This is a genomic window from Streptomyces sp. NPDC050528, assembly GCF_044457795.1.
Lineage (GTDB): Bacteria > Actinomycetota > Actinomycetes > Streptomycetales > Streptomycetaceae > Streptomyces.
This window is the reverse complement of sequence record NZ_JBITHH010000015.1, coordinates 137,815-162,568: the sequence shown is the minus strand read 5'-3', so window position 1 is coordinate 162,568 and position 24,754 is coordinate 137,815. Positions and strand designations below refer to the sequence as shown.

Sequence of the window (24,754 nt, the reverse complement as noted above, 5' to 3'; positions counted from 1 at the left end):
TCCGGGTGATCAGCCGCGCTCGAAGGTGGCGAGCGGGTCACCGTGCGTCGGTGTCCAGCCCAGCTCGCGGTGGGCCTTGGCCGAGGTGAGGCGCTGGTCCAGCACGAACGCGTCCGCGACGGGCCCCATCTCGACGCGGGCCTGGTCCAGCGTGATCGAGACCGTCTTTCCGTCGAGTCCGGCACCGCGCGCCGCCGCTTCGGCGACCTGCCTCATCGTCGGGTGGCCCTCGCCGACCCCTATATAGACCGATCCCGCCTGCGCCGAGAGCGCGGCGGCGTAGAGCGTGGCCATGTCGTCGATGTGCACGAGACCCCACCGGTTGGCGCCGGTACCGATGTACGGGACAGCACCGCTGATTTTACCCGGGGCGATGAAGAAATGTTCGATCAGTCGGTTGTCGCCGCCGTAGAGCAGCCCGGGCTGCACGATGACGGGGCGACCGCCTTCGGCGGCGCGGGCCGAGACCGCGTCCTCGACCGACCTGCGCCAGGCCACCACAGTGGGCGGATTCCACGGAGCGCTCTCGTCCTGTACGCCGTCGGTGTCGCCGTAGACCCAGGTGCCACCGGTGTGCACGTAGGGTCCGGCCCCGACGCCGTCCTGCATGGCCGTGGCCGCGGCGAGGTCCATGCCCGCGGAACTGGCCTGCGCGAGGTGGATCACCGCGTCGGCGCGGGCGGCCGCGTGGTTGAGCACGTCCAGGTCGGCGAGTCCGCCGCGCACCTCGACCGCCCCGGCGCCCGTCACGGTTAGCGCCGCCTGCTCGCTGCGCGCCAGCGCCTCCACGGAGTGACCTCGTCGCACCAGTTCGGCGATCGTGGCCCGGCCGATGTAGCCGGATCCGCCCGTCAGGAAAATTCTCATACCGTCCCTCGCTGTTGATCAGGCCCTCTGTTGATCAGGTTCGACTCCACCGTGCGGTCTGATCGCCGGTCGTGTCCAAGACCTGTTTCGTGCTCTGTGATGCCCGCGGGGCATGACACGTCGCCGGCCGCGTCGATGCCCCGCGGGCATCGCAGGGGACGTAAAGGGTCTTGGACAGGGCGCACCCGGCGGATCGACAGTGGACGTGCCGCGACAGCGGGCCGGGATCCCGGTTCCTGCCCGTCGCCGGCGTTCCGACCGACAACCCGAGACACATCTCGAACGCCCTCAGGGAGGTGCGACGATGACTCACGTCCTGATCACCGGATCCGCCGACGGCCTCGGCCTGATGGCCGCTCGCCTGCTGATCGGCCAAGGCCACACGGTGACACTGCACGCTCGCGACACCGCGCGAGCCGCGCATGCGCGTGCGGTCCTGCCCGCTGCCGAGAATGTCCTGGTGGGCGATCTCGGATCCCTCGACGGGATCCGGTCGGTGGCCACCCAGGCCAACGCGGCGGGCCGCTTCGACGCCGTCATCCACAACGCGGGCATCGGCTACCGCGAGCCGCGCCGCGTCGAGACCGTCGACGGCCTGTCCCAGCTGTTCACGGTCAACGTGCTCGCGCCCTACCTGCTGACCGCGCTGATGACACGGCCCGATCGGCTGGTCTACCTCAGCTCGGGCATGGCTCGCGGCGGAGACGCGGACCTGTCCGATCCGCAGTGGACCGACCGGCGCTGGAGCGGGTCGCAGGCGTACAGCGACAGCAAGCTGTACGACATCCTGCTCGCGCTCGGTGTCGCGAGGCACTGGCCCGATGTGCTGTCGAACTCCGTGGAACCCGGGTGGGTCGCGACCAGGATGGGCGGCCCCGGCGCGCCGGACGACCTGGACCAAGGCCCGGTGACCCAGGCATGGCTCGCCGTCAGCGACGACAAGGCGGCGCGAGTCACCGGCCGGCACTTCTACCACCAGAAGCAACACCCCGTACCCGCCGAGGCACACGAGACGACGGTCCAGGACACCCTGCTCGACTACTGCGCCGAACTCACCGGCACCCCGATCCCCGCGTCGCGATGACCCTGCCCGGTCCGGACACGTCCGGCCCTGTAACCCCCAAGTCAAGTCAACTAAAACGGAGTTCGACGATGTCCGAAGAAATCCTGATCACCGGTGGCCACGTCGTGACGCTCGACGACACGCTCGGCGATGTGCCCGGTGGTGACGTGCGCGTCCGGGACGGTGTCATCACGCAGATCGGTGTCGGCCTGCGCCCCGGGCCGGATACCGAGATCGTCGACGCGCGAGGCCGCCTGGTGATCCCGGGCCTGATCGACACGCACCGCCACGTCTGGCAGGGCGCGATCGCCGGCTTCACCCCGCAGATCACCGGATACGGCTACGGACCGGCCGTACTGACCGGGATCTCCCTCAAGCACACTCCGGCCGACATCTACGCCGGCACGCTGTGGGGAGCGCTACAGGCGCTGGACGCGGGAATCACCACGATCGGCGACTGGGCCCACGCACTCCAGTCCGCCGACCACGCCGACGCCAACCTGCGCGGCCTGCACGAATCGGGAATCCGCGGCCTCTTCTTCTACGGCGGCCCCGGTCCGGCCGACGACGACCCGAACCCGCCGCACCCGCTGGATGCCCGGCGCATGCGGGACGAGCATTTCCCCGGCGACGGCGGCATCAGCGGGACCGGCGACAACGGACGGCTGCGGATGGGCATGGCGCTGCGCGGGCCGTGTTTCACCTCCCCGGAGCGCAACCGCCAGGACTTCGCCTTCGCCCGCGAACTCGGCCTGCCGATCTCCATCCATGTGGGGATGGCCGGCACCGCGGACGCGGTCACCGCGCTCCAACGCGACGGGCTGCTCGGCCCGGACGTCAACTACATCCACGCCAACCAACTGACCGACGAGGAGATGGACTTGATCGCCGCCTCGGGCGGGACCGTGACCATCACCCCGAGCACGGACATGCTGATGCAGTTCGGCACCTACCCTGCCACCGGGCGGGCTCTGGAACGTGACATCGTCTCCGGGCTCGGGGTCGACACCATCTGCAGCGCCGGGACCGACCTGTTCTCCGAGATGCGCCTCGCGCTGGCCGCGGAACGCTCACGCGCCAACGCCGAGTCCCTCGCCCGCAACGAGCTCGTGCACGAAGTCGCGCTGCACCAGCGGGACATGCTGCGACTGGCCACGCTCGGCGGCGCCCAGGTACTCGGCCTCGCCGACCGGACCGGTTCACTCACCCCCGGCAAACAGGCCGACATCGCCGTCGTCGACCTGCGTTCACCCCACCTGGACGGCTTCGGCGACCCGGTCGCGATGCTCGTCCTCGGCGCCGGCCCGGCCGACGTCGAGACAGTCCTGGTCGGCGGGGAATTCACCAAGCGCGACGGCACCCTGGTCGGAACCCACGCGGCCAAGGCACAGGACCTGATGCACGAGACCCAGGACCGGCTCCGCGCCGCGCTCCGCTGAACCACACACGGCACAACGGCAGCCCCGGCGAACCTTGGTGCCCCCCTGTCCGTCCACCACCTCGCCACACATCCGTCGGCACCGGCAAAGGGAATGGCCGGGACCGGCATGGTGCGACGTCATATGCCCGTCCACACTCTGTGTGAAGGGATGGCCTCAATGACCACGGCCATCCACGAAGGCAGCCGACTGCGTCACGGCTGTCCGCAATAAACGGGGATCAACTTTGGACATACGCACGCGCATTTCTGCGGGCCTGCTCTCAGCCGCTCTGCTCAGCGGCATCGTGGCCCTCGCACCCGCCGCCCAGGCAGGCGGGAGTTGCACCCTCGGGTGCTCGGAGACCCACAACGATTCGTCCTTGGGGATGGTGGCGGGCCGCGACTGGTGCAGCACGGGCACCCTCTGTTCGGGGAGTCAGACGAAATGGCTCTCTCCCCACCAGACAACCCCTCCCAAGCAGGACTGGGATGCGTTCCGGGTTGACGGCGGATGGTGCTACACCGTGCTCTGGTACGACTACGGCGTATACATAAATCAAAAGTTCTACGACCGGCGGAACAAAGGCAACCTGTGGGTTCAGGTCCACAACTACGAGACCGCACAGGTCATCGAGCAAAGCGGTTCAGCCTGCGTGACTCGCTGAGCCGAGAGATCGTCTCGACTGGCTTGATCGCTGGGTCGAGGGTGCGACTACGACTGCCTGCAATGCCGGCTCCGCGGCCGCAACCTCGTCCCGCGCACCGCACGCAGGCGGGCCAAGTCCTCCCAGCGGCTGGGCGGCCACCGCCACCTCCCGGCCGGAAACGATCCTCAGGTATTGGCGCCTCGTGCCGTTACCGGCCAGCGGTCGACCACCTCGCGGTCTTGGACGACCAGCAGCTCATCGGCGAGATTCACCGGCGTGCAGATGTGGTTGGGGACGACGGCGACCACGGACCCGAGTCCCGGTCCCCGCACCCCGTCCGGAAGCCGGACCACCGCGTGGTGTTCCCACAGCCCGGTGATGGTCCCCTGCGGGAACCGGGGCAGGTAGCCGTGGCCCGTCACCCAGGAGGACCGGTCGGAACCGAGGACCTTGCTGCCGACGTCCAGCACGAAGCGGTCAGGGGCGGGAACGCTGATCACCGTCGCCGCGGCGACCAGAGCCAGATCCTCCACACCACAGGTGCCGATGGCCAACTGGGTGGCGTCGTTGAAGACATAGACACCGGGCCGCAGTTCGTTCACCGCGCCCGGCTGCCACTGCCCCACCGTGGGAGTCGACCCGCCGCTGACCACACGGACGTCGAGCCCCAGGTCCCGCAGCTGCTGTGCGGCCTCGCCCAGGGTGCGCTCCTCATCCCGTGCGGCGCGTTCGCGTGCCCGGGGGTCCTGGCCGTAGCCGTGCCCCGGAAACGTGAACACGCCCACGACATCGAGGCCCGTGTCGGCGGCAACCTTCCCGACCTCGCCGGCGGCGTGCGGCGGTACTCCCGTCCGGTGGCTCCCGCTGTCGACCTCGACGAGCACCTCGACCCGCCGGACGCTGCCGCGAAAGGCCTCGCCCAGCCGTCGCGCTCCTTCGACCGACTCGACGCCGACCCGGAGGGCAACATCGTCCGCCAGCCGGCGCAGCCGCCGTGTCTTGTCGGCATCGAGCCACACGGGGTACGCGATGAACAGGTCGTCCACGCCGGCCCGGGCGAACGCCTCGGCCTCGCCGATCGTGGCCACCGACAACCCGCTCGCACCGGCCCGGAGCTGTCGGTCCGCGATCTGCGCGCACTTGTGGCTCTTGGCGTGTGGGCGCAGGGCGAATCCTTGAGAGCGCGACGCCTCGGCCATCCGCGAGATGTTGCCGTCCAGAACCTCCGGATCGACCACGAGTGCCGGCGTAACCAGCCCGTCAGGCAGCGATACCGTCATCTCTTGCCTCCAGCCCCTCCCGCCACGGAACACGTCGAGACGATCATGACAGGTCGGCGGAGCGCGACCACAGGGCCATCACTCCGCCCTCGGCCGAAGCACATGGTCGGACGAAGACCTCCTCACCCTCCGACGAATGAACAGTCCCCCACACGACCGACCTGGCGATAGCGTGATCGACGTGACGGCCGAGGGCGGGACAACAGAGGGCGAAGCCCTGGCCGGCGGCATGGCGAACGCGGGCGCGGTCTTCCGTCACGGCGCCGTGGTGGATCGCCCGGCGCCGCGTACCGCACACGCTCTCCATGCCCATCTCCTCGCCCTCGCGGAACACGGGTTCGACGCGGCTCCGAGACCGGTCCGACTCACCGGGGACGGACGGGAACAGCTGACCTTCATCCCCGGCGATGTCGCACTGCCGCCGTTTCCGCGCTGGGTGATGACCGAGACCGCGTTGCGGTCGGTGGGAAACCTGCTGCGGCGCCTGCACGACGCCGCCGCGCACATCGCGGTCGACGACCGCGTCGAGTGGCCCCGGTCCATGGCCGACCCGGCGGGAGGAGCGATGCTGTGCCACAACGACGTGTGCCCGGAGAACGTCGTCTTCCGCGAGGGCCGTGCCGCGGCACTGATCGATTTCGACTTGGCGGCCCCGGGCCGAGCGGTGTGGGACGTCGCCATGACCGCCCGCTACTGGATTCCCATGCTCGATCCCGCGTCCGCGGCGGCTCACTATCCGGCGGGACTGGACGCCCCGACGCGACTGCGGATCCTCGCCGACAGCTACGGTCTCTCCCCGCAGGAGCGCGCTGAACTGCCCGGCGTCATCGAACAGGCCACCGCAACCTGCCGGGCCTTCGTCGCCCACCGCGTGGCCGACGGTGACCCCGTCTTTACCAACGCACAGTCCGAGCGCGGTGGTTGGCAGCGCTGGGACCGCATACAGGAGTGGCTCGTGGCTCACCACGCCGTCTTCATAGCCACCCTGATGAACTGATGCCGCTGCTTGAAGTCGCGGCGCGCGAGCCGGAACCCGCAAAGCGTCCCCCAAGTCGCCCACGACCAGACGGACTTGGTCGCCGGAAAAGCGTTCGTCGATCATCGTCGAGCGGCGCTAATCTCGCAGGTCATGGGAGCACGAGCACAGTACGTGGTGGTCGAGGACGGCACCTGGCAGCGGTACTACTCGCACTGGGCCGCCAACCGCGTGGCGGACGATCTGCTGCCCGGCCCCGCCGCGGCGACCCGCTGTTTCCGTGCCGACCGGGAGATCGACGAATGGCTCGACGACGTGTGGTGCGAGGGCGCGGCACTCGTCGACCACGACCGCCGGGTCCTGCTCTGGTTCGCCGACGCGGGCAGCTGGGCCGACCACCTCGCCGCCCGCGCCGTACTGGCCCGGACCTGGCCGGGCTGGGACGTCCGCTTCGCGCACGACGGCATGGGTGACCTGACCCACCACCTGGGCCTGGGACGGGAGTTGACCCGCTCGCCGGGCTGGTTCGAGACCTTCGAGCCTGCCGGGTTCGCGGACACCGAGTACTCCGAGCCCTGCTCCGTCGTCTCCCTGCGCCTGCCCGACGGAACCGTGCGCGCGTGGGGCAGCGACTGGGAGCCCATCGAGCACCTCGCGGGCGGCCCCGGCCTGATCGACTGGCTCGTCGCCTCGCCGACCACTCCCGCGCTCACCGACATGCCCGACGGCGGCGTCCATGTCGACCCGCAGACCCGAACCGTCTCCCTCTGGGCGGTGCGGACCGTCGCCGGCATCCACGACTGGCCCTTGCCGCGCTGGGAGGACTGGGCCCTGGACTTCCGCGGCGACGACCACACCCGGCAGGCCGGACTGCTCCCCGCCGACTTCCCCTTCCCCGATCCCCCGCTCGCGCCCGCCCTGCGCAGGCTCGGCGAAGGCCTCGGCCCAACCCCGCCGCCCGACAACGGCCCGTTGCTCGCCCGCGCCGCGGCCGTGCCCGGTCCGGACGGCACCATCCCCCTTGTGACCCCCGCCGCACTGGCCCCGCACGAACCGGTCGATCCCACCCCGGCCGAACTGACCATGCTGCGTACGGCACTTGACGCGCTGGTCGCGGAGGCGGAAGCGAACCACCCACGCCGGCCGTCCGCCCCGCCTACGTAGGCGCACGCACGACCGCCAACATGACCTGAGTCACTCAAGGCGTCGCGCAGTTCAGGTCCCGTTGGCTGTGTCGAAAGCTCGCCATGATCCCCTGGGGTTCCGCACAGGCTGTCTCGCGGGAGGACTGACGCATGGAGTTGCGCAGCGTCGAGGAGCTGATGGATCTGCTGTACGCCTGTCGGGGCGCCTGGGACACCCCCGACAGAAGCGGCGACCCGGTCGACCTGCACGACCACGCGCTGCAGACGGCCGCGCTGCTGCGCCGAAGTCGCCCCGCCGACAAGGAACTTCAGATCGCCGGCCTGGTCCACGACATCGGACATCTGCTCCAGCCCGGCGACGACGCCGGACACGCGGACCACGCGGCGGACGCCGTCCGCGCCCTGCTGGGTGAGCGGGTCGCCCACCTCGTCCGTCTCCATGTGCCCGCGAAGCGCTACCTGGCCACCTCCGTCCCCGACCGCGATCTGTCCGCCCAGAGCGCCCTGACCCTGCGGACCCAGGGCGGCCCCATGTCCCCCGCCGAGGCCGCCGTCTTCGAGCGCGACCCGCTCGCCGACGACGCGATCACCCTCCGCCAGGCCGACGACGCGGCCAAGGTCGTCGGCCTCGACGCCGGGGTTCTGGAGGACTGGCGCACCGTGCTGGGCATCGTCGCCGCCAGGAACTCGCGGCTCCCCAACTCCCGTCTGGGGGCTGTCGATTGACGGCCCGTCATGAGATCGTACGGCGATGACGTCGTCGTACGGTCTACAGAGTCGGGCCGTCCTGGTCACCGGCGGCACGCGCGGGATCGGGCGTGCCGTGGCCGAGGCGTTCGCCGGAGCCGGAGCGCTGGTGTGCGTGAGTGCACGGGACGACGGTGAAGTGGCGCGCGCCGCCGAGGAGTTGGGCGGCGTCGGTCTGGCCGGGGATGTAGCCGATCCCCAACACCCAAGAGAATTGGCGGAGTTCGCGCTGCGCGCCTTCGGGCGGATCGACGTGGTCGTCAACAACGCGGCGACGAACCAGCCGTACGGCCCGCTCATGGACGCCGATCCGGACGCGTGGCGGACGGCGTTCACCGTGAACGTCGAGGCGCCGCTCCGGTTGGTGCAGTGCGTGTGGCGGGCGTGGATGCGGGAGCACGGGGGCACTGTCGTCAACGTGTGCACGGAGGGCGCCGGGCACGTCGGGCCGAACGTGGGGGCGTACTCCACCAGCAAGGCGGCCCTGCTTCACCTCACGCAGCAGCTCGCGGGCGAACTCGCGCCGAAGGTACGCGTCAACTCCGTCTCCCCCGGGCTCGTCCGCACCGAGATGGCCCGCGTCGTGTGGGAACCCGGCGAGGCGGAGCTCGCCGCCGGGCTGCCGCTCGGCCGGATCGGGGAACCCGCCGACATCGCACGCGCCGTGCTGTGGCTGGCCTCCGACCAGGCCGAGTGGATCACCGGGGCGGATCTGCTGGTGGACGGCGGGACCCGGGTGCGGGCGGCGTACACGACGGGCGGATACGCCGTCCACGACCGGCTGAGGTCAGCCGCACCGCCCCGGCCCGCACCCGCACCCGCACCCGCAGCAGGTCACCACTTGCCCGGCGCGTAGTCCTTCAGGAAGACGCCGTACAGGTCCTCGCCCTGCTCGCCGAGCACGATCGGGTCGTAGACACGGGCCGCTCCGTCGACCAGGTCGAGCGGGGCGTGGAAGCCCTCCTCGGCGAGGCGGAGCTTGTCGTAGTGGGGGCGTTCGTCGGTGATCCAGCCGGTGTCGACGGAGGTCATGAGGATGCCGTCGGTCTGGAACATCTCCTGGCCGCTGGTGCGGGTCACCATGTTCATCGCGGCCTTGGCGGCGTTGGTGTTCGGGTGCCCGGCGCCCTTGTAGCCGCGGCCGAAGACGCCCTCCATCGCGGAGACGTTGACGATGTACGCGCGTCCGCTGGTCGCGGCCTTCGCGGCGGCGGCCATGGCCGGGCGGAGCTTGCTGATGAGGATGAACGGGGCGGTGTAGTTGCAGAGTTGGGTCTCCAGCAGCTCCACCGGCGAGATCTGCTCGATGGTCTGCACCCAGGTGTTGGTGTCGACGACGTCGGGGACCAGGCCGCCCGCGTCGATGGCCGTGCCGTCGAGGTGCCGGGCCACGCTCGCGTTGCCCGCGACCAGGGCGAGGTCGGCGACCTGCTGGGCGTCGAGGCCGCTGATGCCGACGGGCAGCGCGGCCAGGCCGTCGACGGCGCCGGAGCCGAAGGCGCCGATGACGTGGTGGGCGGGGAGTTCACCGGCGGGCAGCGGGGCGCTCTCGCCGTCGACGAGGGCGGCGTAGGCGGAGGGCAGGCGGCGTACGGTCTGGGTCGCGTTGTTGATGAGGATGTCGAGCGGGCCCGCCTCGGCGACCTGGTCGGCGAGGGCCACGGCCTGGGCCGGGTCGCGGAGGTCGATGCCGACGACGTCGAGGCGGTGGATCCAGTCCGCCGAGTCGTCCATGGCCTTGAAGCGGCGGATGGCGTCCTTCGGGAACCGCGTGGTGATCGTCGTGTGGGCGCCGTCGCGCAGCAGCCGCAGCGCGATGTACATGCCGATCTTGGCGCGGCCGCCGGTGAGCAGCGCGCGCTTGCCGGTGAGGTCGGCGTGGACGTCGCGCTTCTCGCGGTTCAGGCGGGCGCAGTCGGGACAGAGCTGGTGGTAGAAGTAGTCGACTTCCACGTACCGGGTCTTGCAGGTGTAGCAGGAGCGCGGCCGCTGGAGTATCCCGGCGATCCGGCCCTCCTCCGTCACCGACGACGGGAGGAGGCCCTCGGTCTCGTCGTCGATGCGCTGGGCGGAGCCGGTCGCGGTGGACTCGGTGACGGCCTTGTCGTGCGCGGTCTTCGCGGCCCGGCGCTCCTGGCGGCGGCGCTGCTTGACGCTGCGGTAGATGCCCGCGGTGGCGCGGCGGACGGTGATCGCGTCGGGGTGGTCGACGTCGATCTTCTCCAGTTCGTCGAGCACGCTGAGACAGACGGCCAGCCGCTCGGGGTCGATGCCGGGCCCGTACACGACCTCGTCCGGGGTCATGGAGCCGTCCTCTGTCACCGTCATCGCGCTGCCGTTTCCTTGGGTCATCCGCGGCGGCGCTCGATCGCGCACACCGTCGAACGTGGAATTTTACGGAGCGCCGGGCCGCAGCACCAAACCCGCTCCAGGTCACGACCCGCAGGCGGTGATGAGCGTCTCCACCTCCTCGGTCAGCGCGCGGGCGAACACGTCAAGATCGGGTACGGCTTCCGCGTCCGCGACGAGGCCGTAGTGGACCTGTCCGCGGTACGTCGAGACGGCGACCGCGAGGGACTGGCCGCGGGCCAGCGGGGCGAACGGGAAGACGGCGGTGACCGGGTTGCCGCCGAGCTTCAGGCCGATGCCGGGCAGCGGGACGCTGGTGACGAGGATGTCGAACCAGAGCCGGGCGGCCTGGGCCGCGAGGGGTCCGCCGAGCCGGTGACCGAGGGCGGGGACGTGGTCGGCGAGCAGGGCGACGGCGCCCGCGCCCCGGTTGGGTCCCGCGTCCTTGTTGCGGTCCATGGCGGCGCGCACCGAGTCGAGCCGGGCGAGGGGGTCCGGGTCGTCGACGGGCAGCCGTATCAGATAACCGGAGAGCCGGTTGCCCTGTGGCTGCGCGGAGCGCGGGCGGCGTTTGGAGACGGGGATCAGGGCGCGGGGCGCGACGCCCTCGCTGCCGTCGCCGCGCTCGTCGAGCCAGCGGCGCAGCGCACCCGCGACGACCGCGATCAGTACGTCGTTGACGGTGCCCCCGACCACCTTGCGGATGCGGTGCACGTCGTCGAGGTCGACGACGACTCCGGCGGTACGGCGGGTGCCCGACGGCTCGGAGGTCAGCGCCGACGACGAGCGGACGTCCAGCGTGGAGCGGGCGACGGACGCCCCGATGTCGAGGGCCCGGCCGACGTCGGACAGGGCGCCGCGGACAAGACCGGGCAGCTTGCGCACGTCGGGGATGAGTCCGCGCGCGGGTTCAGCGGGGCGCGGACGGCGCTCGGGCATGTCCATCGGGTCGAGGATGGCGGCGGCGAGCGCCAGTGCCCGCAGTCCGTCGGCCAAGGCGTGGTGGAACTTGAACAGCACGGCGAAGGAGGCACCGTCCTCGCCGGGCAGCACATGCGCTTCCCACGGGGGCCGGCCGCGCTCCAGCGGGCGTTCCATGAGCCGGCCCGCGTCCGCCTGGAAGTCGGCGGTCGGGGCGTGCAGGCGCACGTGGTGCAGCGGGTCGAAGTCGGGGTCGGCCTCGCGGGTGGCGCTCCCGAAGGACAGGGACAGCGGCTGCCACACGTCCCGGATGCGCATCCGCAGCCCGGGAACGGCGGCGGCACGGGCGGCGAGGAGGTCGGCGGCGTGGGCTCCCGCGGTGGGCGAGTGCGCCGAGAAGACGCCGAGTGCGCCCAGGTGCATCGGGTTCCGGTCGGACTCGATGTTCCAGAACGCAAGGTCGAGAGGAGCGAGCAGGTCAGAAGTCAATGGCTTGCCTCGCGTCGACTAGGGGTGAGCAAGCAGTGAAGCGCCGACAAGCGATTACGGTCAAGTACGATCAAGCTACGCACAGTTAACAGCAGATTACATCCGGCCCCGATCCCGCCCCTCTGGGAGGGGCGGGACTCTAGAGGCACACGGGATCACTTCAGCGCAGGTGGCGCCGCCTGGGGTGATGTACCCCACTCCGACGGGTGCGGGCCGACCGTGAAGGCGAGCGACCGTACGGAGCGGAGATCGCCGGTGGTCAGGTACGCCCGGTCGTACGACGTCCCGTCCGTCCGGGCGCCCTGGATGTAGCGGTCGGCCGCCGAGGTGCCCGGCGCCTTGATGGTCAGGGCGCCGTGCGGGTAGTAGCGCCGGTCCAGGGTCAGGTCGACCCGGTCGAACACGGGCGTGGACAGGCCCCAGGTGTCGTAGCCGGGCTGGACCGGGAAGATCCCGATCGACGACAGCACGTTCCACGCGGACATCGTGCCGAGGTCGTCGTTGCCGGTCATGCCGGTCGGGCCGTCCGTGAACAGGGTCAGCGCGGCATGGACGACGTCGGTCGTCTTCCACGGCTGGCCGGTGGACAGGTAGGCGTACGGCGCGATCAGGTCGGGCTCGTTCTGCGGGTTGTACTTGTCCGCGTTGTAGTAGTCGTACGGCCCGTTGACCCACACCTCGCGCGCGGTCTTCGCCGGGTCGGCCAGCAGCTGGTCGTAGGCGAAGAAGGAGTCGAGCCGGTCGTTGGCCGCCTGCCGGCCGCCGATGAGGTCGACCATGCCGGGCAGGTCCTGCGGCACCAGCCACTGGTACTGCCACGACGTGCCCTCGTGGAAACCCTCGCTCTGTGCCGGGTCGGCAGGACCGACGAAGGCGCCGGAGGCGTCGCGGGCGCGGAAGAAGCCGGTCGAGGGGTCGAAGATGTTCCGGTAGTTCTGGGCGCGGGCCGCATAGCGCGCGGCGTCGGCGCCGTGCCCGAGGTCGCGGGCCATCTGCGCGAGCATCGCGTCCGACAGCGCGTACTCCAGGGTGGCCGAGGCCCCGTGGTCGTAGTCGGAGTCACCGGGCTTCGCGTGCGGGCGGTCCTTGATGTACGGCGCGAACCCGTTCGCGAGGTACTCCTTGTTGGCCTCCCTGCCCACCGCCGCCGAGTCGGTGGGCGGGACTCCGTCGGCGTTCTGCTTCAACGCCCGGTAGGCACGCTCCTCGTACCCCTTGAGCAAGCCCTGTTGATAGGCGTTGGTGAGGAACGGGGTGACCGGGTCGCCGGTCATGATGTTCGTCTCGACCGTGCCGTAGCCCCACTTGGGCAGCCAGCCGCTCTCCTCGTCGATCTTGATGACGGAGATCGCCATGTCGCGGGCCTCGCGGGGTGCGAGCAGGGCGAGGAGCTGGGACTGGGTGCGGTAGGTGTCCCACAGGGACCAGTTCTGGTAGTACGTGAAGTCCCGTGCCCGGTGGACCTGCTGGTCCCAGCCGGTGTACCGGCCGTCGGCGTCGCTGCCGATGTTGGGCGCCAGGAAGGACCGGTACAGGGACGAGTAGAAGGTCCGGCGCAGACTGTCGGAACCGCCCTGCGCACGCACGTCGTCCAGCCGGTCCTCCCAGGCCCGTTGGGCGCGATGGCGTACCGCGTCGAAGGAACTCCCGCCCTCCGCACGGAGGTTGACGGCCGCGCCGTGCGCGTCGACGTACGACAGGGCCGTGGTCGCCTCGACCGTACGGTCCTTCGACGTGTCGAAGCGGACGTACGCGCCGCCGCTCCCGGTCCGCGAACCGGCCGTCACCGTCGAGCCGTTCCAGGTCCCGTACGCGGTGAAGGGCCGGTCGAAGTGCGTGACCGTGTAGACCGTGTACGGCTTGGTGTCCTGGCAGAAGCCGCGCCCTGTGATGGAGGTACGCACGGTGTGGTTGTCGAGAACCTCCACCTTCGAGGTGACCCCGCTGTGCAGCGACTGGGCCGCGTTCAGCAGGACGTTGGCCTTGTCGGTGGCCGGGAAGGTGTAGCGCTGGACGCCGGTGCGGGCTGTCGCGGTGAGTTCGGCCTCGATGCCTGTCTTCAGGCCGACTTGGTAGTAGCCGGGGCTCGCGTGCTCGTCGTCGTGACTGAACTCGGCCGCGTACTGGGCGTAGTCCGTCTGCGTCACGTCCCCGGTCGTGGGCAGTACGGGCAGGTCCCCGCCCAGCCCGCAGCCGACGCCGGAGAGGTGCACGAGGGAGAAGCCGCGGATGTGGTTCTGGGAGTAGTCGTACCCGGTGTTGTGGCCGGTGTCCGGCGAGAACTGCACCATGCCGAAGGGCACGGCGGCGCCGGGATAGGTGTTGCCGTCGTTCTCGGTACCGATGAACGGGTTGACCAGGTCGGTGAGTTGACCATGAGCAGATGCTTCGGCTGCGGCGGGGACGGCGAACAGCGCGGACGCTGCCACCGCCCCCGCCATGCCCAGGCGCAGGCGCCGGGTCCATCTCATGCGGGTGGGCCTCCAGTTGGCGAAAGGGGTCAGGCGGTGGGGCAGTTGGCGGGCGTCGCCTGCGAGGCGTCACGGATCAGGGCCTGCTGAGCGGCCTTCACGCGCTGTACGTCCGGCTTGAGCACCCGCCGGTCGTACGTCATGAGCCCGTTCAACTCGCCCTCGACATCGGATATTTGGGTGTAGACCGCGCCGTTGCCGCCCTGGCAGGTCAGGGCGTGCACCTCGGCGAGCTTGGCGAGGTAGTCGTCGGTGTAGGCGGCCGGATCGACGTCCACGTACGACTGCTGGACCGACCACGCGTGTCCCGGCACCGCGAGCCCGAGACCGCCGTACTCCCCGCTCACCAGGGCGCGTTGACCGTCCGGATGGGGTGGCAGGGCGGGGCTGGGATAGCCGTGTTCGTCGATGATGTCGCCGGTGCCGCCGTCCACGCCGAGGTTGATGCCGGACATGCTGTTGACGAGCCGGGTCGGGTCCCAGGCCTTGGCCTGATCGGCGATGCGGGCCTCGTCGTACTGGCCCCAACCCTCGTTGAACGTCACCCACATGACGACCGACGGGCTGCTGATGTGCTCGTCGATCATCTGCTTCATCTCGCGCTCGTACTCGGCGCGGGCTGCGGCGGACGGGTTCACCCCGGCGGTCATCGCGGGCATGTCCTGCCACACCATGAGACCGAGCTTGTCGGCCCAGTAGAACCAGCGGTCGGGCTCGACCTTGATGTGCTTGCGCACGGCGTTGAAGCCCAACTCCTTGTGCACCTTGAGGTCATGGGCCAGCGCCTCGTCGGTCGGGGCGGTGTAGAGACCGTCGGGCCAGAAGCCCTGGTCCAGGGTGGCCATCATGAAGATGGGCTTCCCGTTGAGGACCGTGCGCGGAACGCCGTTGACCTTCTCGACGGCGATCGAGCGCATACCGAAGTAGCTCCCGACGCGGTCCTGGCCGACGGTGACTTTCAGGTCGTAGAGGAACGGGTCGTCGGGTGACCAGAGACGGGGGTTCTTGACGGTCAGGGTGAGCGGGCTGCCGGTGCGGCCGTGTGCTGTGGCGACCTCGCGCTTTCCGTCGTACGCCGTCGCCGTGATCGGTACGCCGGCCCGAACTCCCTGTGCCTCGACGGTGAGTTGGCTCTTGCTCACGTCGGGGGTGAGTTTGAGGGAGTCGACGTGGTCGCGGGCGACCGGTTCCATCCAGACCGTCTGCCAGATGCCCGAGGTCGGGGTGTACCAGATGCCGCTCGGGTCCAGGCGCTGCTTGCCGATCGGGGGGTTCTCGCCGTTCGCCGCGTCGGTGGGATCGTAGACGCCGACGATCAGTTCCTGGGTACGGCCGGGCTTCAGCGCGTCGGTGACGTCGGCGCTGAACTTGTCGTAGCCGCCCTGGTGTTCGGTGACCTTCGTGCCGTTGACGTAGACCTCGGCGCGCCAGTCGACGGCGCCGAAGTTGAGCATCAGCCGCTTGCCCGAGCCGATCTTCCAGTCGGCGGGGACGGTGAAGGTGCGCCGGTACCACATGCGGTCCTCGTGGCGTTCCAGGCCGGAGAGTTGGGACTCGACCGGGTACGGAACGAGGATGCGCTCGGCGAGGTTCTTGCCGACCGGGGGCTGCTCGCCCGCCGTGGCCGCGGCGAACTGCCAACTCCCGTTCAGGTTGCGCCAGTCGGTGCGGGTGAGCTGTGGGCGCGGGTACTCGGGGAGGGCGTTGTGCGGGCCCACCTGGTCGGCCCACTGGGTGCGCAGTTCGTAGGTGGAGTGGTTCGGGCCGCTGCTCCAGAACGCGTTGATAACGTTGCCATCGGCCGCGGTGAGGCCGGCGTTTCCGTCGTAGCGGATGTCCGCGGTGCCGGGTGCGGTGCCGGTCTTGTTGCCTACGACGGGCTGCGTGAGCGGGATGAGCAGGGTCCGTGGGTCCGCCGGGTCCAACTCGGCCGTTCCCAGGGGCCACTTGGCGCTGCCGATCACCGCTTCGAGGTGGTCGGTCAGGTCCGCCGGGGGTGTGGCGAGAGGCTGGGCGAAGTCGAGTTTCAGGGTGCGGCCGGTGCTCGTGACGGTGGCGGCGATGGCGCCGTCGTAGTCGTAACCGTCGGGGAGGCGGAAGGCCGACTGCGGGATGGCCACCTTGATGCCTCCGGGTTCGGTCCAGCGGACATGGAGGTTGGAGCCGCCGTAGTGCTCGAAGTACTCGACCTTGACGTCGTAGGCCGTGCCGGCGGTCAACTCCACGGGGGCGGAGGTCTGTTCGGTGTCCCAGTCGTCGACCCAGTGGTCGATGACGAGCTGTCCGGCGATCCAGAGGCGGAAGCCGTTGTCGCCGATGATCGAGAAGGTGTGGGGGCCGGACTTCGCCGGGACGAGCTTGCCGGTCCAGCGGATGCTCACGTCGTCGGACTGGCCGGTGGCGAAGGCGAGTCGGGGTTCGAGGTTGTCGAAGTCGAGGTTCGGGTCGACGCCGGTGGCCTTGAGGTCGGCGAAGTCGAAGGCGCCGGGGGCGGACTGGGTGTAGTACTCGCCCTTCAGGCCGTGGATCTCGACGGGGTCGTCCGCGGCGGTGGCGCTCGCGGCGGGGACGGCGGCCAGCCCGGCGATGCCGAGGGCCAGGGCGAGCAGGAGCGCAAGTCGGTTTCTGAGTCGTCTGATGCGCACGGAACCTCCATAACAACGTTGTCATAGGCGGCAGTTGGCATGACAACACGGATTCCGGATTCCGTCCAGGGACATGACAAGCGCGGCCATGGAAAGCACCCCGACGTGGCGAAGCCCCGGTGCGGCTGAAAAGCACCGGGGCCCGGAATCGCCAAGACGTGGCGTTACGTGACCAGTTGGCCCTTCCCGAGTGCGATGACGCCGCCCTTGGAGACCGTGTACAGGTCGGCGTCCCGTTCCGGGTTGACGCCGATCGTCGCGCCCGGCGGTACCTCGACGTTCTTGTCCAGGACGGCGCCCCGGACCACGGCGCCCCGGCCGATGTGGACGTTGTCGTGCAGGATCGAGCCCTGGACGACGGCTCCGGGGTCGACCACCACGCCCGGGGAGAGGACGGACCGCGTGACCTGGCCGCGGATGAGGCACCCGGAGCTGATGATCGACTCGCTGGCCATGCCGCCGGCGTTGAAGCGGGCCGGGGAGAGCTGGCCGGAGTGGGTGTAGATGGGCCAGTTGCGGTTGTAGAGGTTGAAGGCGGGGCGCTCGGCGATGAGGTCCATGTGGGCGTCGTAGTACGCGTCGAGCGTGCCGACGTCCCGCCAGTAGCCCTGGTCGCGGGTGGTCTCGCCGGGGACGTGGTTGGCGCTGAAGTCGTAGAGGGCGGCCTCTCCCCGGTCGGTGAGCGCGGGGAGGATCGAACCGCCCATGTCGTGCACGGAGTCGAGCTCCTCCGCGTCGCGCTGGAGGGCCTCTATCAGCGCCTTGGTGGTGAAGATGTAGTTCCCCATCGAGGCGTACACGCACTCCGGGTCGTCCACCAGACCCGGCGGATCGGCGGGCTTCTCCAGGAAGCGCTCGACCGTCTGGCCGTCCGAACCCGGGGTGATCACGCCGAACTGCGAGGACTCGGCGCGCGGCACGCGGATACCGGCCACCGTAACGCCCGCGCCGCTCTCGATGTGCTGGGCGAGCATCTGGCGCGGGTCCATGCGGTACACGTGGTCGGCGCCGAACACCGCGACGTACTCGGGGCGTTCGTCGTAGATCAGGTTCAGCGACTGGAGGATCGCGTCCGCGCTGCCGAGGTACCAGCGCGGGCCGAGGCGCTGCTGGGCCGGGACGGGGGTGACGTAGTTGCCGAGCAGGCTGGACATGCGCCAGGTGGTGGTGATGTGGCGGTCCAGCGAATGCGATTTGTACTGCGTGAGCACGCAGATGCGGAGGATGTCCGCGTTGACGAGATTGGACAGCACGAAGTCCACGAGGCGGTACGTTCCGCCGAAGGTGACCGCGGGTTTGGCCCGGTCGGCGGTCAAGGGCATCAGCCGCTTGCCCTCACCGCCCGCCAGTACGATCCCGAGCACCGAAGGTCCGCCACGACGCATGGCCGCTCCCCTCACCCTGGTTGACCCCAGCCTGCCCCTGAGCAGCGCACACTAAGCCTGTTTGGCGATCTCCCCGTAGAGCCGCGCGGTGCGCAGCGCCACGGCGTCCCAGCCGAACTCGCCCACCGCGCGCTCCCGCCCGGCCTCGCCCATCCGTTTCGCAGTCTCCGGGTCGGCGAGCACGGAGTCGAGAGCCCGCGCCAGGTTCGCCTCGAAGTCGTCGTCGACGGACACCAGCAGCCCCGTCTCCCCGTGTGCCACCACTTCCGGGATGCCCCCGACGCGGGAGGCGACCACGGCCGTACCGCAGGCCATCGCCTCCAGGTTCACGATCCCGAGGGGCTCGTACACCGAGGGGCAGGCGAACACGGTGGCGTGGGTGAGGAGTTGGATGACTTCGGGGCGGGGCAGCATCTGCGGGATCCAGTGGACGCCCGCGCGGACGCTGCTCAACTCCTGGAAGAGGTCGCGGAATTCGCGGTCGATCTCGGGGGTGTCGGGCGCGCCCGCGCACAGCACGACCTGGGCGGCCGGGTCGATGTCCCGCACGGCGCGCAGCAGATGGGGCACGCCCTTCTGGCGGGTGATGCGGCCGACGAACAGGACGTAGGGGCGGTCGGGGTCGATGCCGAGCCGGGTGAGGACGTCCGTGCCGTGGTCGGGGCGGTAGAGCGTGGTGTCGATGCCGTTGTGGACGACCTGCACCTTGGCGGGGTCCAGCGTCGGGTAGCAGGTGAGGATGTCCTCGCGCATGGCTCCCGACACGGCGATCACGCCGTCCGCCGCTTCGATCGCGGTGCGCTCGGCCCAGCTGGAGAGGGCGTATCCGCCGCCGAGCTGCTCGGCCTTCCAGGGGCGCAGCGGCTCCAGCGAGTGGGCGGTCATCACGTGCGGGATGCCGTAGAGGAGCTTGGCGAAGTGGCCGGCGAGGTTGGCGTACCAGGTGTGGGAGTGGACGAGTTCACGGCCTTCGAGGGCGGCGGCCATGGAGAGGTCCACGGAGAAGGTGCGCAAGGCGTCGTTGGCGCCGTCGAGGGTGGGCCAGGAGCGGTGGCGTACGACGCCCTCGGTGCGGCCCTCGCCCCAGCAGTGCACGTCGAGGTCGACCAGAGGCCTCAACTCCCGGGCGAGGAACTCCACATGGACGCCCGCGCCGCCGTACACATCCGGCGGGTACTCCCGGGTCAGCAGTCCCACTCGCACCCGTAACCCCTTGTTCTCGGCGGCTGATTGCACTCATGGTCACCCAGAAGCCGCGTTCGGGGAAGAGCCCGGCGGTCGCGTGAAGCAGCAGTCGCCGCACACCCCGCCACCGGGGATCCGATAGTAGAGGCAGCAACTGCGGCGCCGGAAGGATCTGCCGGTGAACGTTCCGGTTCCGGCGAGGAGCGGGTCGGCGAAGAGTTCCGCGGCCAGGGCACGCGCGCGCGTGGCGACGTCCCTACGGCCACGCGCGCGCGCCCAGCGGTCCAGTTCCCGGGCGGCGCCCGCGAGCGCGGAGGCCGCGTTGCCCCACAGGAGGCCGGTGGCGATGTGGTGGCGGGCAACCAGGGCCGCGTTCAGGGGTTCCAGGTGGCCGTGGAGCACGGTATCGGCGAGGGCGTCGGCCGGCAGCGGGCGCACCTCGGCCAGCCACAGGTCGTCCGGGGCACTGCGGTCGGCGTCCCAGTGCAGCAGGCGCGGGTCGAGGTCGGGGATGCTGCCGTACAGGGCGGCGCAGCCGAGCGCGACCGACCACAGCCGGGCCGCGAGCGCCTGCTGGGCGATCGAGGCGGCGATGCGCAGCTCAGGGGCCCGGAGACGGTCCGCGACGACCTGGACACGAAAAGTCAGGGAATTTCCGTAAACCTCCGACGCCGGGTTTTCGTAGGTCGCCGCGAGTGTCGGCAGCGGGCCGTGCGGCGCTGCGCCCGTGCGTAGTACGAAGAAGCCGCCGAGGGGGCGGAGCGCGGCGAGTTCGGGGTCGAGGTCCACGAAGAGCAGTAGTACCAAGGCTCTTAGGGGTTTCACCCAGGGGGTGTCGTCCGGTGTCACCCACCTTGGGGAGGACAAGGGGCCTTTCGTACTCCATCGGCAGTACTACCCAATCGGTGCTCAGGTACGACGACGGGAAGAACATCACGCGGCATCGTGTTCTGTATGAAAGCCGACCGTTCGCCGCGTGGTGCCAGAGGCCCCCGCCTGACGCAGAGGAGCTGCCGATGAGCGCCCTCGCGTTGTCCATCGTGCTCTCGCTCGTCTCCGCCGTGGCCTACGCGGGCGGAGCGATCGTGCAGGAGCGCGTCGCGGTGTCCTCGCCGGACCAGGAGTACGCGCCGCTGCGCCGCCCGAGCTGGTGGGCGGCGGTCGCGTTGAACGGTACGGGCGGTCTGCTGCACGTGGTGGCGCTGGCCTACGGCCCGCTGAGCCTGGTGCAGCCGCTCGGCGCGCTGACGATCGTGTTCGCGCTGCCGATGGCGGCCCTGTTCGTCGGCCGCAAGGCCGGCTCCACCGCCTGGCGCGGCGCCATCATGGCGACGATCGGTCTCGCGGGTCTGCTGTCCCTCGTCGGTACGTCCGAAGGTCAGTCCCTGAGCACCGCCCAGCGGGTGGCCGTCGCCGTGTTCACCGGCGCGGTGGTCGTGACCCTGATGATCGCGGGCCGCGCGGCACACCGGCACCCGGCGGTGCGCAGCGTGCTGCTGGCGACCGCGTCCGGCATAGCGTTCGGCATGTCCTCGGTGTTCACGAAGACGGTGACGGTCGACTGGGACAACGGCGCGGTCTCCGCGACCGACATCCCGTTCCTCGGCGTGATCGCGGTGTTCGCGGTGGCCGGTCTGATGCTCTCGCAGGCCTCCTACCGGGGCGCCGGCCTGGCGGCCCCGCTGGCGGTCCTGACGGTCGTGAACCCGGTGGTCGCCGCCGCGGTCGGCATCACGATGTTCGGTGAGACCTTCCGCTACGGCACGACGGGCACCCTCCTCGCCCTGTCCGCCGGAGTGGTCGCCGCGGGCGGCCTGATCCTGCTGACCACGGAGCGCCTGGAGAAGACCGCACCGGCCGACACCGCGGCGATTCCCCCGGCCCCCTCGCCCGTCGAGGAGTTGCTGGACGCCCTCCCTGGACAGCCCGTCGGCGTGAGCGTGAACGCCGACGTGCCGGGCGCGGTCATCACGGCCGACGCACCGGGCGACGGGATCCTCGTCCCGGCACCGGCCGCGATCCCGGCCGGCGAGAGTTACGCGGCCCTGGAGCCGGCCGACTCCGCCGAGGCGCAACCGGTCGGCTACTTCGGCCCGTTCTACGCCGGGCTGTACGTGATGCTCCCGGTGCCCGACCGGCACCGGGAGCGCGTCAAATCCTGACCCCGCCGTCTCGCAGATAGGCGAGCGGGTCGATGTCGCTGCCGAAGCCGGGCCCCGTCCGCACCTCGAAGTGCAGATGGGGGCCCGTGGTGTTTCCGGTGGACCCCGACCGCCCGATGCGCTGTCCCTCGCCGACGGACTGGCCGTCGCGCACGGAGATCGCGGACAGGTGGGCGTACTGCGAGTACCGCCCGTCGGCGTGCCGGATCACCACCTGGTAGCCGTACGATCCCGCCCACCCGGCGCTGACGACCGTCCCGTTCTCGATGGCCTTCACCGAAGTGCCGGTGGGGACAAGGAAGTCGACGCCCGTGTGATAGCCCTTCGACCAGGCGGACCCCTCCGCGTGGTACGCGGTGCCGATGGGGGCGTTCACGGGGGCGACGAGGGAGTGACTCGTCGTCTTGTGGGTGACCTTCTCGGCGGTGTCCGAAGAGGCCTTCTTCTTCGGGGACTTGGTGGCCGACGACTTGGTGGCCGGTTTCGTCGTCGTGTGGGCCGCGGGGGCCGCCTTGCCGTGCAGGCTGAGCCGCTGGCCCGGCAGGATCAGGTCGGGGTCGCTGCCGACGGTCGTGCGGTTCGCGGCGTAGAGCCCGTGCCAGCCGCCGTCCACGCGCTCGTTGTCGGCGATCCCGGAGAGGGTGTCCCCGCGCACGACCGTGTACATCTCGGCGGTGCCCGCGCGGGACTGCGGGGTGGTCTGCGGCTGGACGTCCTTCACGGACCGCTTGACCACGGTCTGCTTCTTGGCGTCCTTGGCCTTGTGCGCTGCGGTGCTCTCGGTCTTGGTGCCGCCGACGTGGATGTCGGGGGTGCCGCCGTCGCGGGTGAGCCCGGCGCGCACCGAGCAGACCGGCCAGGCACCGGGTCCCTGCCCCTTGAGCACCTTCTCCGCGATGGCGATCTGCTGGTCCCGGGTGGCGAGGTCGGCGCGGTGCGCGTACGCCGTGCCGCCGTAAGCCTCCCAGGTGGACTGGGTGAACTGCAGCCCGCCGTAGTACCCGTTGCCGGTGTTGATGCTCCAGTCGCCGCTGGACTCACAGGCGGCGACCTTGTTCCAGGTGCTCACATCGGCCGCCTGGGCGGTGCCCGCGCCGACGGTCGCGAGCGGGATCGCGATGCCCGCGCCGCCCGCCGTGACCGTGAGCAGCGAGGCCCGGTTGATCCTGCTCGGCTGATACCGGCGGTGCCGGCCGCGTACGGCCATGGGGAATCCCCCTCCACATGCGTCAGGAGGGCCAAAAATAAGCGCCCCGAACAGGCCATGACAAGGCGGCAACCGGCCGCTCTGTTACTCAAGTGACCGGTAATCCACGCCAGTTGGAAACGGGTGGGGCTGGTGGGGTTGGGCGTGCGTTTCCGCGGAAGGAGCCCGGGTGGAACACCGACGCAAGGCGGACAACTCCGCACGGCCAGCACGTGCGGACGGGGTACCGGCGGGCCAGGATGGTCAGTGGGGCAATACTGGCGAGCACGACCGGTACCACCGATGTCAGGACCTTCCTGATCTTTAGGAGCCAACCGAATGAGCACTTCAGCGCAGATCGGCGTCACGGGTCTCGCGGTCATGGGCCGCAACCTCGCCCGCAACTTCGCGCGCAACGGCTATACGGTCGCCGTGCACAACCGGACCGCGTCCCGCACGCGTGACCTGGTGGCGGAGTTCGGCGGCGAGGGCGACTTCATCGCGGCGGAGACGGCCAAGGACTTCGTGGCGGCGCTGGAGCGGCCGCGCCGCCTGGTCGTCATGGTGAAGGCCGGTGACCCGACGGACGCGGTGATCGAGGAGTTCGCCCCTCTCCTGGAGCCCGGCGACATGATCATCGACGGTGGCAACGCGCACTTCGAGGACACCCGGCGCCGTGAGAAGGCGCTGCGCGAACAGGGCATCCACTTCGTCGGCATGGGCGTCTCCGGCGGCGAGGAGGGCGCGCTGCACGGGCCGAGCATCATGCCGGGTGGCCCGAAGGAGTCGTACGACTCGCTCGGTCCGATGCTGGAGAAGATCTCCGCGAAGGCGAAGGACGGGGCGCCCTGTGTGACCCATGTGGGTCCCGACGGCGCCGGGCACTTCGTGAAGATGGTGCACAACGGCATCGAGTACGCCGACATGCAGCTGATCGGCGAGGCCTACCAGCTGCTGCGCGATGTCGCCGGGTACTCCCCCGCGCAGATCGCGGACATCTTCCGCACCTGGAACACGGGCCGGCTGGACTCCTACCTGATCGAGATCACCGCCGAGGTGCTGTCCCACGTGGACGCGGCCACCGGCAAGCCGTTCGTGGACGTGGTCGTCGACCAGGCGGAACAGAAGGGCACCGGCCGCTGGACGGTCCAGATCGCCCTCGACCTCGGCGTCCCGGTGTCGGGCATCGCCGAGGCGGTCTTCGCCCGCTCCGTCTCCGGCCACGCGGCGCTGCGCGAGGCCTCGCGGGGTCTGGCCGGACCCACGGCCTCCCCGCTGGGCGAGGAGGAGGCGGCGGCGTTCGCGGACCGGGTCGAGCAGGCGCTGTACGCGTCGAAGATCGTGTCGTACACGCAGGGCTTCCACGAGATCGCGGCGGGCAGCGAGCAGTACGACTGGAACGTCGACCTCGGCGCCATCTCCTCGATCTGGCGCGGCGGTTGCATCATCCGCGCGGCCTTCCTCGACCGCATCCGCGCCGCGTACGACGCCCGCGCGGACCTGCCGAGCCTGCTGTCCGACGAGACGTTCGCGCAGGAGATCGCGGGGGCGCAGGACGACTGGCGCGAGGTCGTCGTCTCGGCCACCCGGCAGGGCGTCCCGACGCCCGGCTTCTCCGCGGCCCTGGCGTACTACGACGCGCTGCGCGCCGAGCGGCTGCCGGCGGCGCTCACGCAGGGGCAGCGGGACTTCTTCGGGGCGCACACGTACCGGCGGGTGGACCGGGACGGCGCGTTCCACACGCTGTGGGGCGGGGACCGGTCGGAGGTCTCGGCCTAAGGGCTTTCCCCTAGGTCGTCGGCCTAGGGGACTTCCC

General features: G+C 70.3%; 19 protein-coding genes. 9 read left to right on the top strand and 10 right to left on the bottom strand.

The annotated features are described in order from the left end of the window. Window positions 1–9 precede the first annotated feature (9 nt). Complete coding sequence (locus ACIBK4_RS41170; protein ID WP_399003648.1) at window positions 10–867, bottom strand: NAD-dependent epimerase/dehydratase family protein; 858 nt, start codon at window positions 865–867, stop codon at window positions 10–12. A gap of 304 nt (window positions 868–1,171) precedes the next feature. Between ACIBK4_RS41170 and ACIBK4_RS41165 the strand changes: the two genes are divergently transcribed. The 3 genes from ACIBK4_RS41165 (at window position 1,172) to ACIBK4_RS41155 (ending at window position 4,015) form a co-directional block, all read left to right on the top strand. Next, window positions 1,172–1,951, top strand: coding sequence for an SDR family NAD(P)-dependent oxidoreductase (locus tag ACIBK4_RS41165; RefSeq protein ID WP_399003646.1), 780 nt, complete (start codon window positions 1,172–1,174; stop codon window positions 1,949–1,951). 68 nt (window positions 1,952–2,019) lie between these two features. Next, complete coding sequence (locus ACIBK4_RS41160; RefSeq protein WP_399003644.1) at window positions 2,020–3,369, top strand: amidohydrolase family protein; 1,350 nt, start codon at window positions 2,020–2,022, stop codon at window positions 3,367–3,369. Window positions 3,370–3,595: 226 nt separating this feature from the next. Next, entirely contained in the window at window positions 3,596–4,015 is a 420-nt protein-coding gene (locus ACIBK4_RS41155; RefSeq protein WP_399003642.1) for a hypothetical protein, read from the top strand. 167 nt (window positions 4,016–4,182) lie between these two features. Here ACIBK4_RS41155 and ACIBK4_RS41150 read toward each other — a convergent pair whose 3' ends face one another. Continuing rightward, a complete protein-coding gene (locus ACIBK4_RS41150) occupies window positions 4,183–5,277 on the bottom strand; it encodes an alanine racemase (protein WP_399003640.1) in 1,095 nt (364 codons plus the stop codon). 229 nt (window positions 5,278–5,506) lie between these two features. On the opposite strand from ACIBK4_RS41150, the gene ACIBK4_RS41145 reads away from it, so the two are divergent. From ACIBK4_RS41145 to ACIBK4_RS41130, 4 genes are all read left to right on the top strand, one after another. Then, the gene (locus ACIBK4_RS41145) at window positions 5,507–6,274 is read left to right on the top strand and encodes a phosphotransferase (protein ID WP_399003821.1); all 768 of its coding nucleotides are present in this window, start codon (window positions 5,507–5,509) and stop codon (window positions 6,272–6,274) included. Between the two features lie 132 nt (window positions 6,275–6,406). Continuing rightward, window positions 6,407–7,417, top strand: a complete 1,011-nt coding sequence (locus tag ACIBK4_RS41140; protein ID WP_399003638.1) for a hypothetical protein — start codon at window positions 6,407–6,409, stop codon at window positions 7,415–7,417. Window positions 7,418–7,548: 131 nt separating this feature from the next. After that, a complete protein-coding gene (locus tag ACIBK4_RS41135; protein ID WP_399003636.1) occupies window positions 7,549–8,124 on the top strand; it encodes an HD domain-containing protein in 576 nt (191 codons plus the stop codon). Between the two features lie 25 nt (window positions 8,125–8,149). Then, on the top strand, window positions 8,150–9,001 hold the full coding sequence (locus tag ACIBK4_RS41130) for an SDR family oxidoreductase (protein ID WP_399003634.1): 852 nt from the start codon (window positions 8,150–8,152) through the stop codon (window positions 8,999–9,001). On the opposite strand, the gene ACIBK4_RS41125 is transcribed toward ACIBK4_RS41130, so the two are convergent. The 7 genes from ACIBK4_RS41125 to ACIBK4_RS41095 form a co-directional block, all read right to left on the bottom strand. Further along, window positions 8,980–10,473, bottom strand: a complete 1,494-nt coding sequence (locus tag ACIBK4_RS41125) for an SDR family NAD(P)-dependent oxidoreductase (RefSeq protein WP_399003632.1) — start codon at window positions 10,471–10,473, stop codon at window positions 8,980–8,982. The two genes, ACIBK4_RS41130 and ACIBK4_RS41125, sit on opposite strands and share 22 nt — an antisense overlap. A gap of 105 nt (window positions 10,474–10,578) precedes the next feature. Then, a complete protein-coding gene (locus ACIBK4_RS41120; RefSeq protein WP_399003630.1) occupies window positions 10,579–11,904 on the bottom strand; it encodes a wax ester/triacylglycerol synthase family O-acyltransferase in 1,326 nt (441 codons plus the stop codon). 155 nt (window positions 11,905–12,059) lie between these two features. After that, window positions 12,060–14,375: a GH92 family glycosyl hydrolase gene (locus ACIBK4_RS41115; RefSeq protein WP_399003628.1), complete on the bottom strand. Its 2,316-nt coding sequence runs from the start codon at window positions 14,373–14,375 to the stop codon at window positions 12,060–12,062. Window positions 14,376–14,404: 29 nt separating this feature from the next. Next, window positions 14,405–17,020, bottom strand: coding sequence for a PA14 domain-containing protein (locus tag ACIBK4_RS41110; RefSeq protein ID WP_399003626.1), 2,616 nt, complete (start codon window positions 17,018–17,020; stop codon window positions 14,405–14,407). A 164-nt stretch (window positions 17,021–17,184) separates the two neighbouring features. Beyond that, window positions 17,185–18,405, bottom strand: coding sequence for a glucose-1-phosphate adenylyltransferase (gene glgC / locus ACIBK4_RS41105; RefSeq protein ID WP_399003624.1), 1,221 nt, complete (start codon window positions 18,403–18,405; stop codon window positions 17,185–17,187). 51 nt (window positions 18,406–18,456) lie between these two features. Beyond that, window positions 18,457–19,608: a glycogen synthase gene (glgA, locus tag ACIBK4_RS41100; RefSeq protein ID WP_399003622.1), complete on the bottom strand. Its 1,152-nt coding sequence runs from the start codon at window positions 19,606–19,608 to the stop codon at window positions 18,457–18,459. A 39-nt stretch (window positions 19,609–19,647) separates the two neighbouring features. Continuing rightward, a complete protein-coding gene (locus tag ACIBK4_RS41095; protein ID WP_399003620.1) occupies window positions 19,648–20,397 on the bottom strand; it encodes a (2Fe-2S)-binding protein in 750 nt (249 codons plus the stop codon). Between the two features lie 209 nt (window positions 20,398–20,606). Between ACIBK4_RS41095 and ACIBK4_RS41090 the strand changes: the two genes are divergently transcribed. Then, entirely contained in the window at window positions 20,607–21,752 is a 1,146-nt protein-coding gene (locus tag ACIBK4_RS41090; RefSeq protein WP_399003618.1) for a DMT family transporter, read from the top strand. On the opposite strand, the gene ACIBK4_RS41085 is transcribed toward ACIBK4_RS41090, so the two are convergent. Further along, window positions 21,742–22,959 carry a transglycosylase family protein gene (locus tag ACIBK4_RS41085; protein ID WP_399003616.1) on the bottom strand — a complete coding sequence of 406 codons (1,218 nt, stop codon included), beginning with the start codon at window positions 22,957–22,959 and terminating at the stop codon, window positions 21,742–21,744. The two genes, ACIBK4_RS41090 and ACIBK4_RS41085, sit on opposite strands and share 11 nt — an antisense overlap. Before the next feature lie 318 nt (window positions 22,960–23,277). Between ACIBK4_RS41085 and gndA the strand changes: the two genes are divergently transcribed. Further along, window positions 23,278–24,717, top strand: coding sequence for an NADP-dependent phosphogluconate dehydrogenase (gene gndA, locus ACIBK4_RS41080; RefSeq protein WP_399003614.1), 1,440 nt, complete (start codon window positions 23,278–23,280; stop codon window positions 24,715–24,717). Window positions 24,718–24,754: the final 37 nt, after the last annotated feature.

Coding starts and splice junctions, on each gene's coding strand:
- ACIBK4_RS41170 (WP_399003648.1), bottom strand. CDS start 867: ATGAGAATTTTCCTGACGGGCGGATCCGGCTACATCGGCCGGGCCACG.
- ACIBK4_RS41165 (WP_399003646.1), top strand. CDS start 1,172: ATGACTCACGTCCTGATCACCGGATCCGCCGACGGCCTCGGCCTGATG.
- ACIBK4_RS41160 (WP_399003644.1), top strand. CDS start 2,020: ATGTCCGAAGAAATCCTGATCACCGGTGGCCACGTCGTGACGCTCGAC.
- ACIBK4_RS41150 (WP_399003640.1), bottom strand. CDS start 5,277: ATGACGGTATCGCTGCCTGACGGGCTGGTTACGCCGGCACTCGTGGTC.
- ACIBK4_RS41145 (WP_399003821.1), top strand. CDS start 5,507: ATGGCGAACGCGGGCGCGGTCTTCCGTCACGGCGCCGTGGTGGATCGC.
- ACIBK4_RS41140 (WP_399003638.1), top strand. CDS start 6,407: ATGGGAGCACGAGCACAGTACGTGGTGGTCGAGGACGGCACCTGGCAG.
- ACIBK4_RS41135 (WP_399003636.1), top strand. CDS start 7,549: ATGGAGTTGCGCAGCGTCGAGGAGCTGATGGATCTGCTGTACGCCTGT.
- ACIBK4_RS41130 (WP_399003634.1), top strand. CDS start 8,150: ATGACGTCGTCGTACGGTCTACAGAGTCGGGCCGTCCTGGTCACCGGC.
- ACIBK4_RS41125 (WP_399003632.1), bottom strand. CDS start 10,473: ATGACGGTGACAGAGGACGGCTCCATGACCCCGGACGAGGTCGTGTAC.
- ACIBK4_RS41115 (WP_399003628.1), bottom strand. CDS start 14,375: ATGAGATGGACCCGGCGCCTGCGCCTGGGCATGGCGGGGGCGGTGGCA.
- glgC (WP_399003624.1), bottom strand. CDS start 18,405: ATGCGTCGTGGCGGACCTTCGGTGCTCGGGATCGTACTGGCGGGCGGT.
- ACIBK4_RS41090 (WP_399003618.1), top strand. CDS start 20,607: ATGAGCGCCCTCGCGTTGTCCATCGTGCTCTCGCTCGTCTCCGCCGTG.
- ACIBK4_RS41085 (WP_399003616.1), bottom strand. CDS start 22,959: ATGGCCGTACGCGGCCGGCACCGCCGGTATCAGCCGAGCAGGATCAAC.
- gndA (WP_399003614.1), top strand. CDS start 23,278: ATGAGCACTTCAGCGCAGATCGGCGTCACGGGTCTCGCGGTCATGGGC.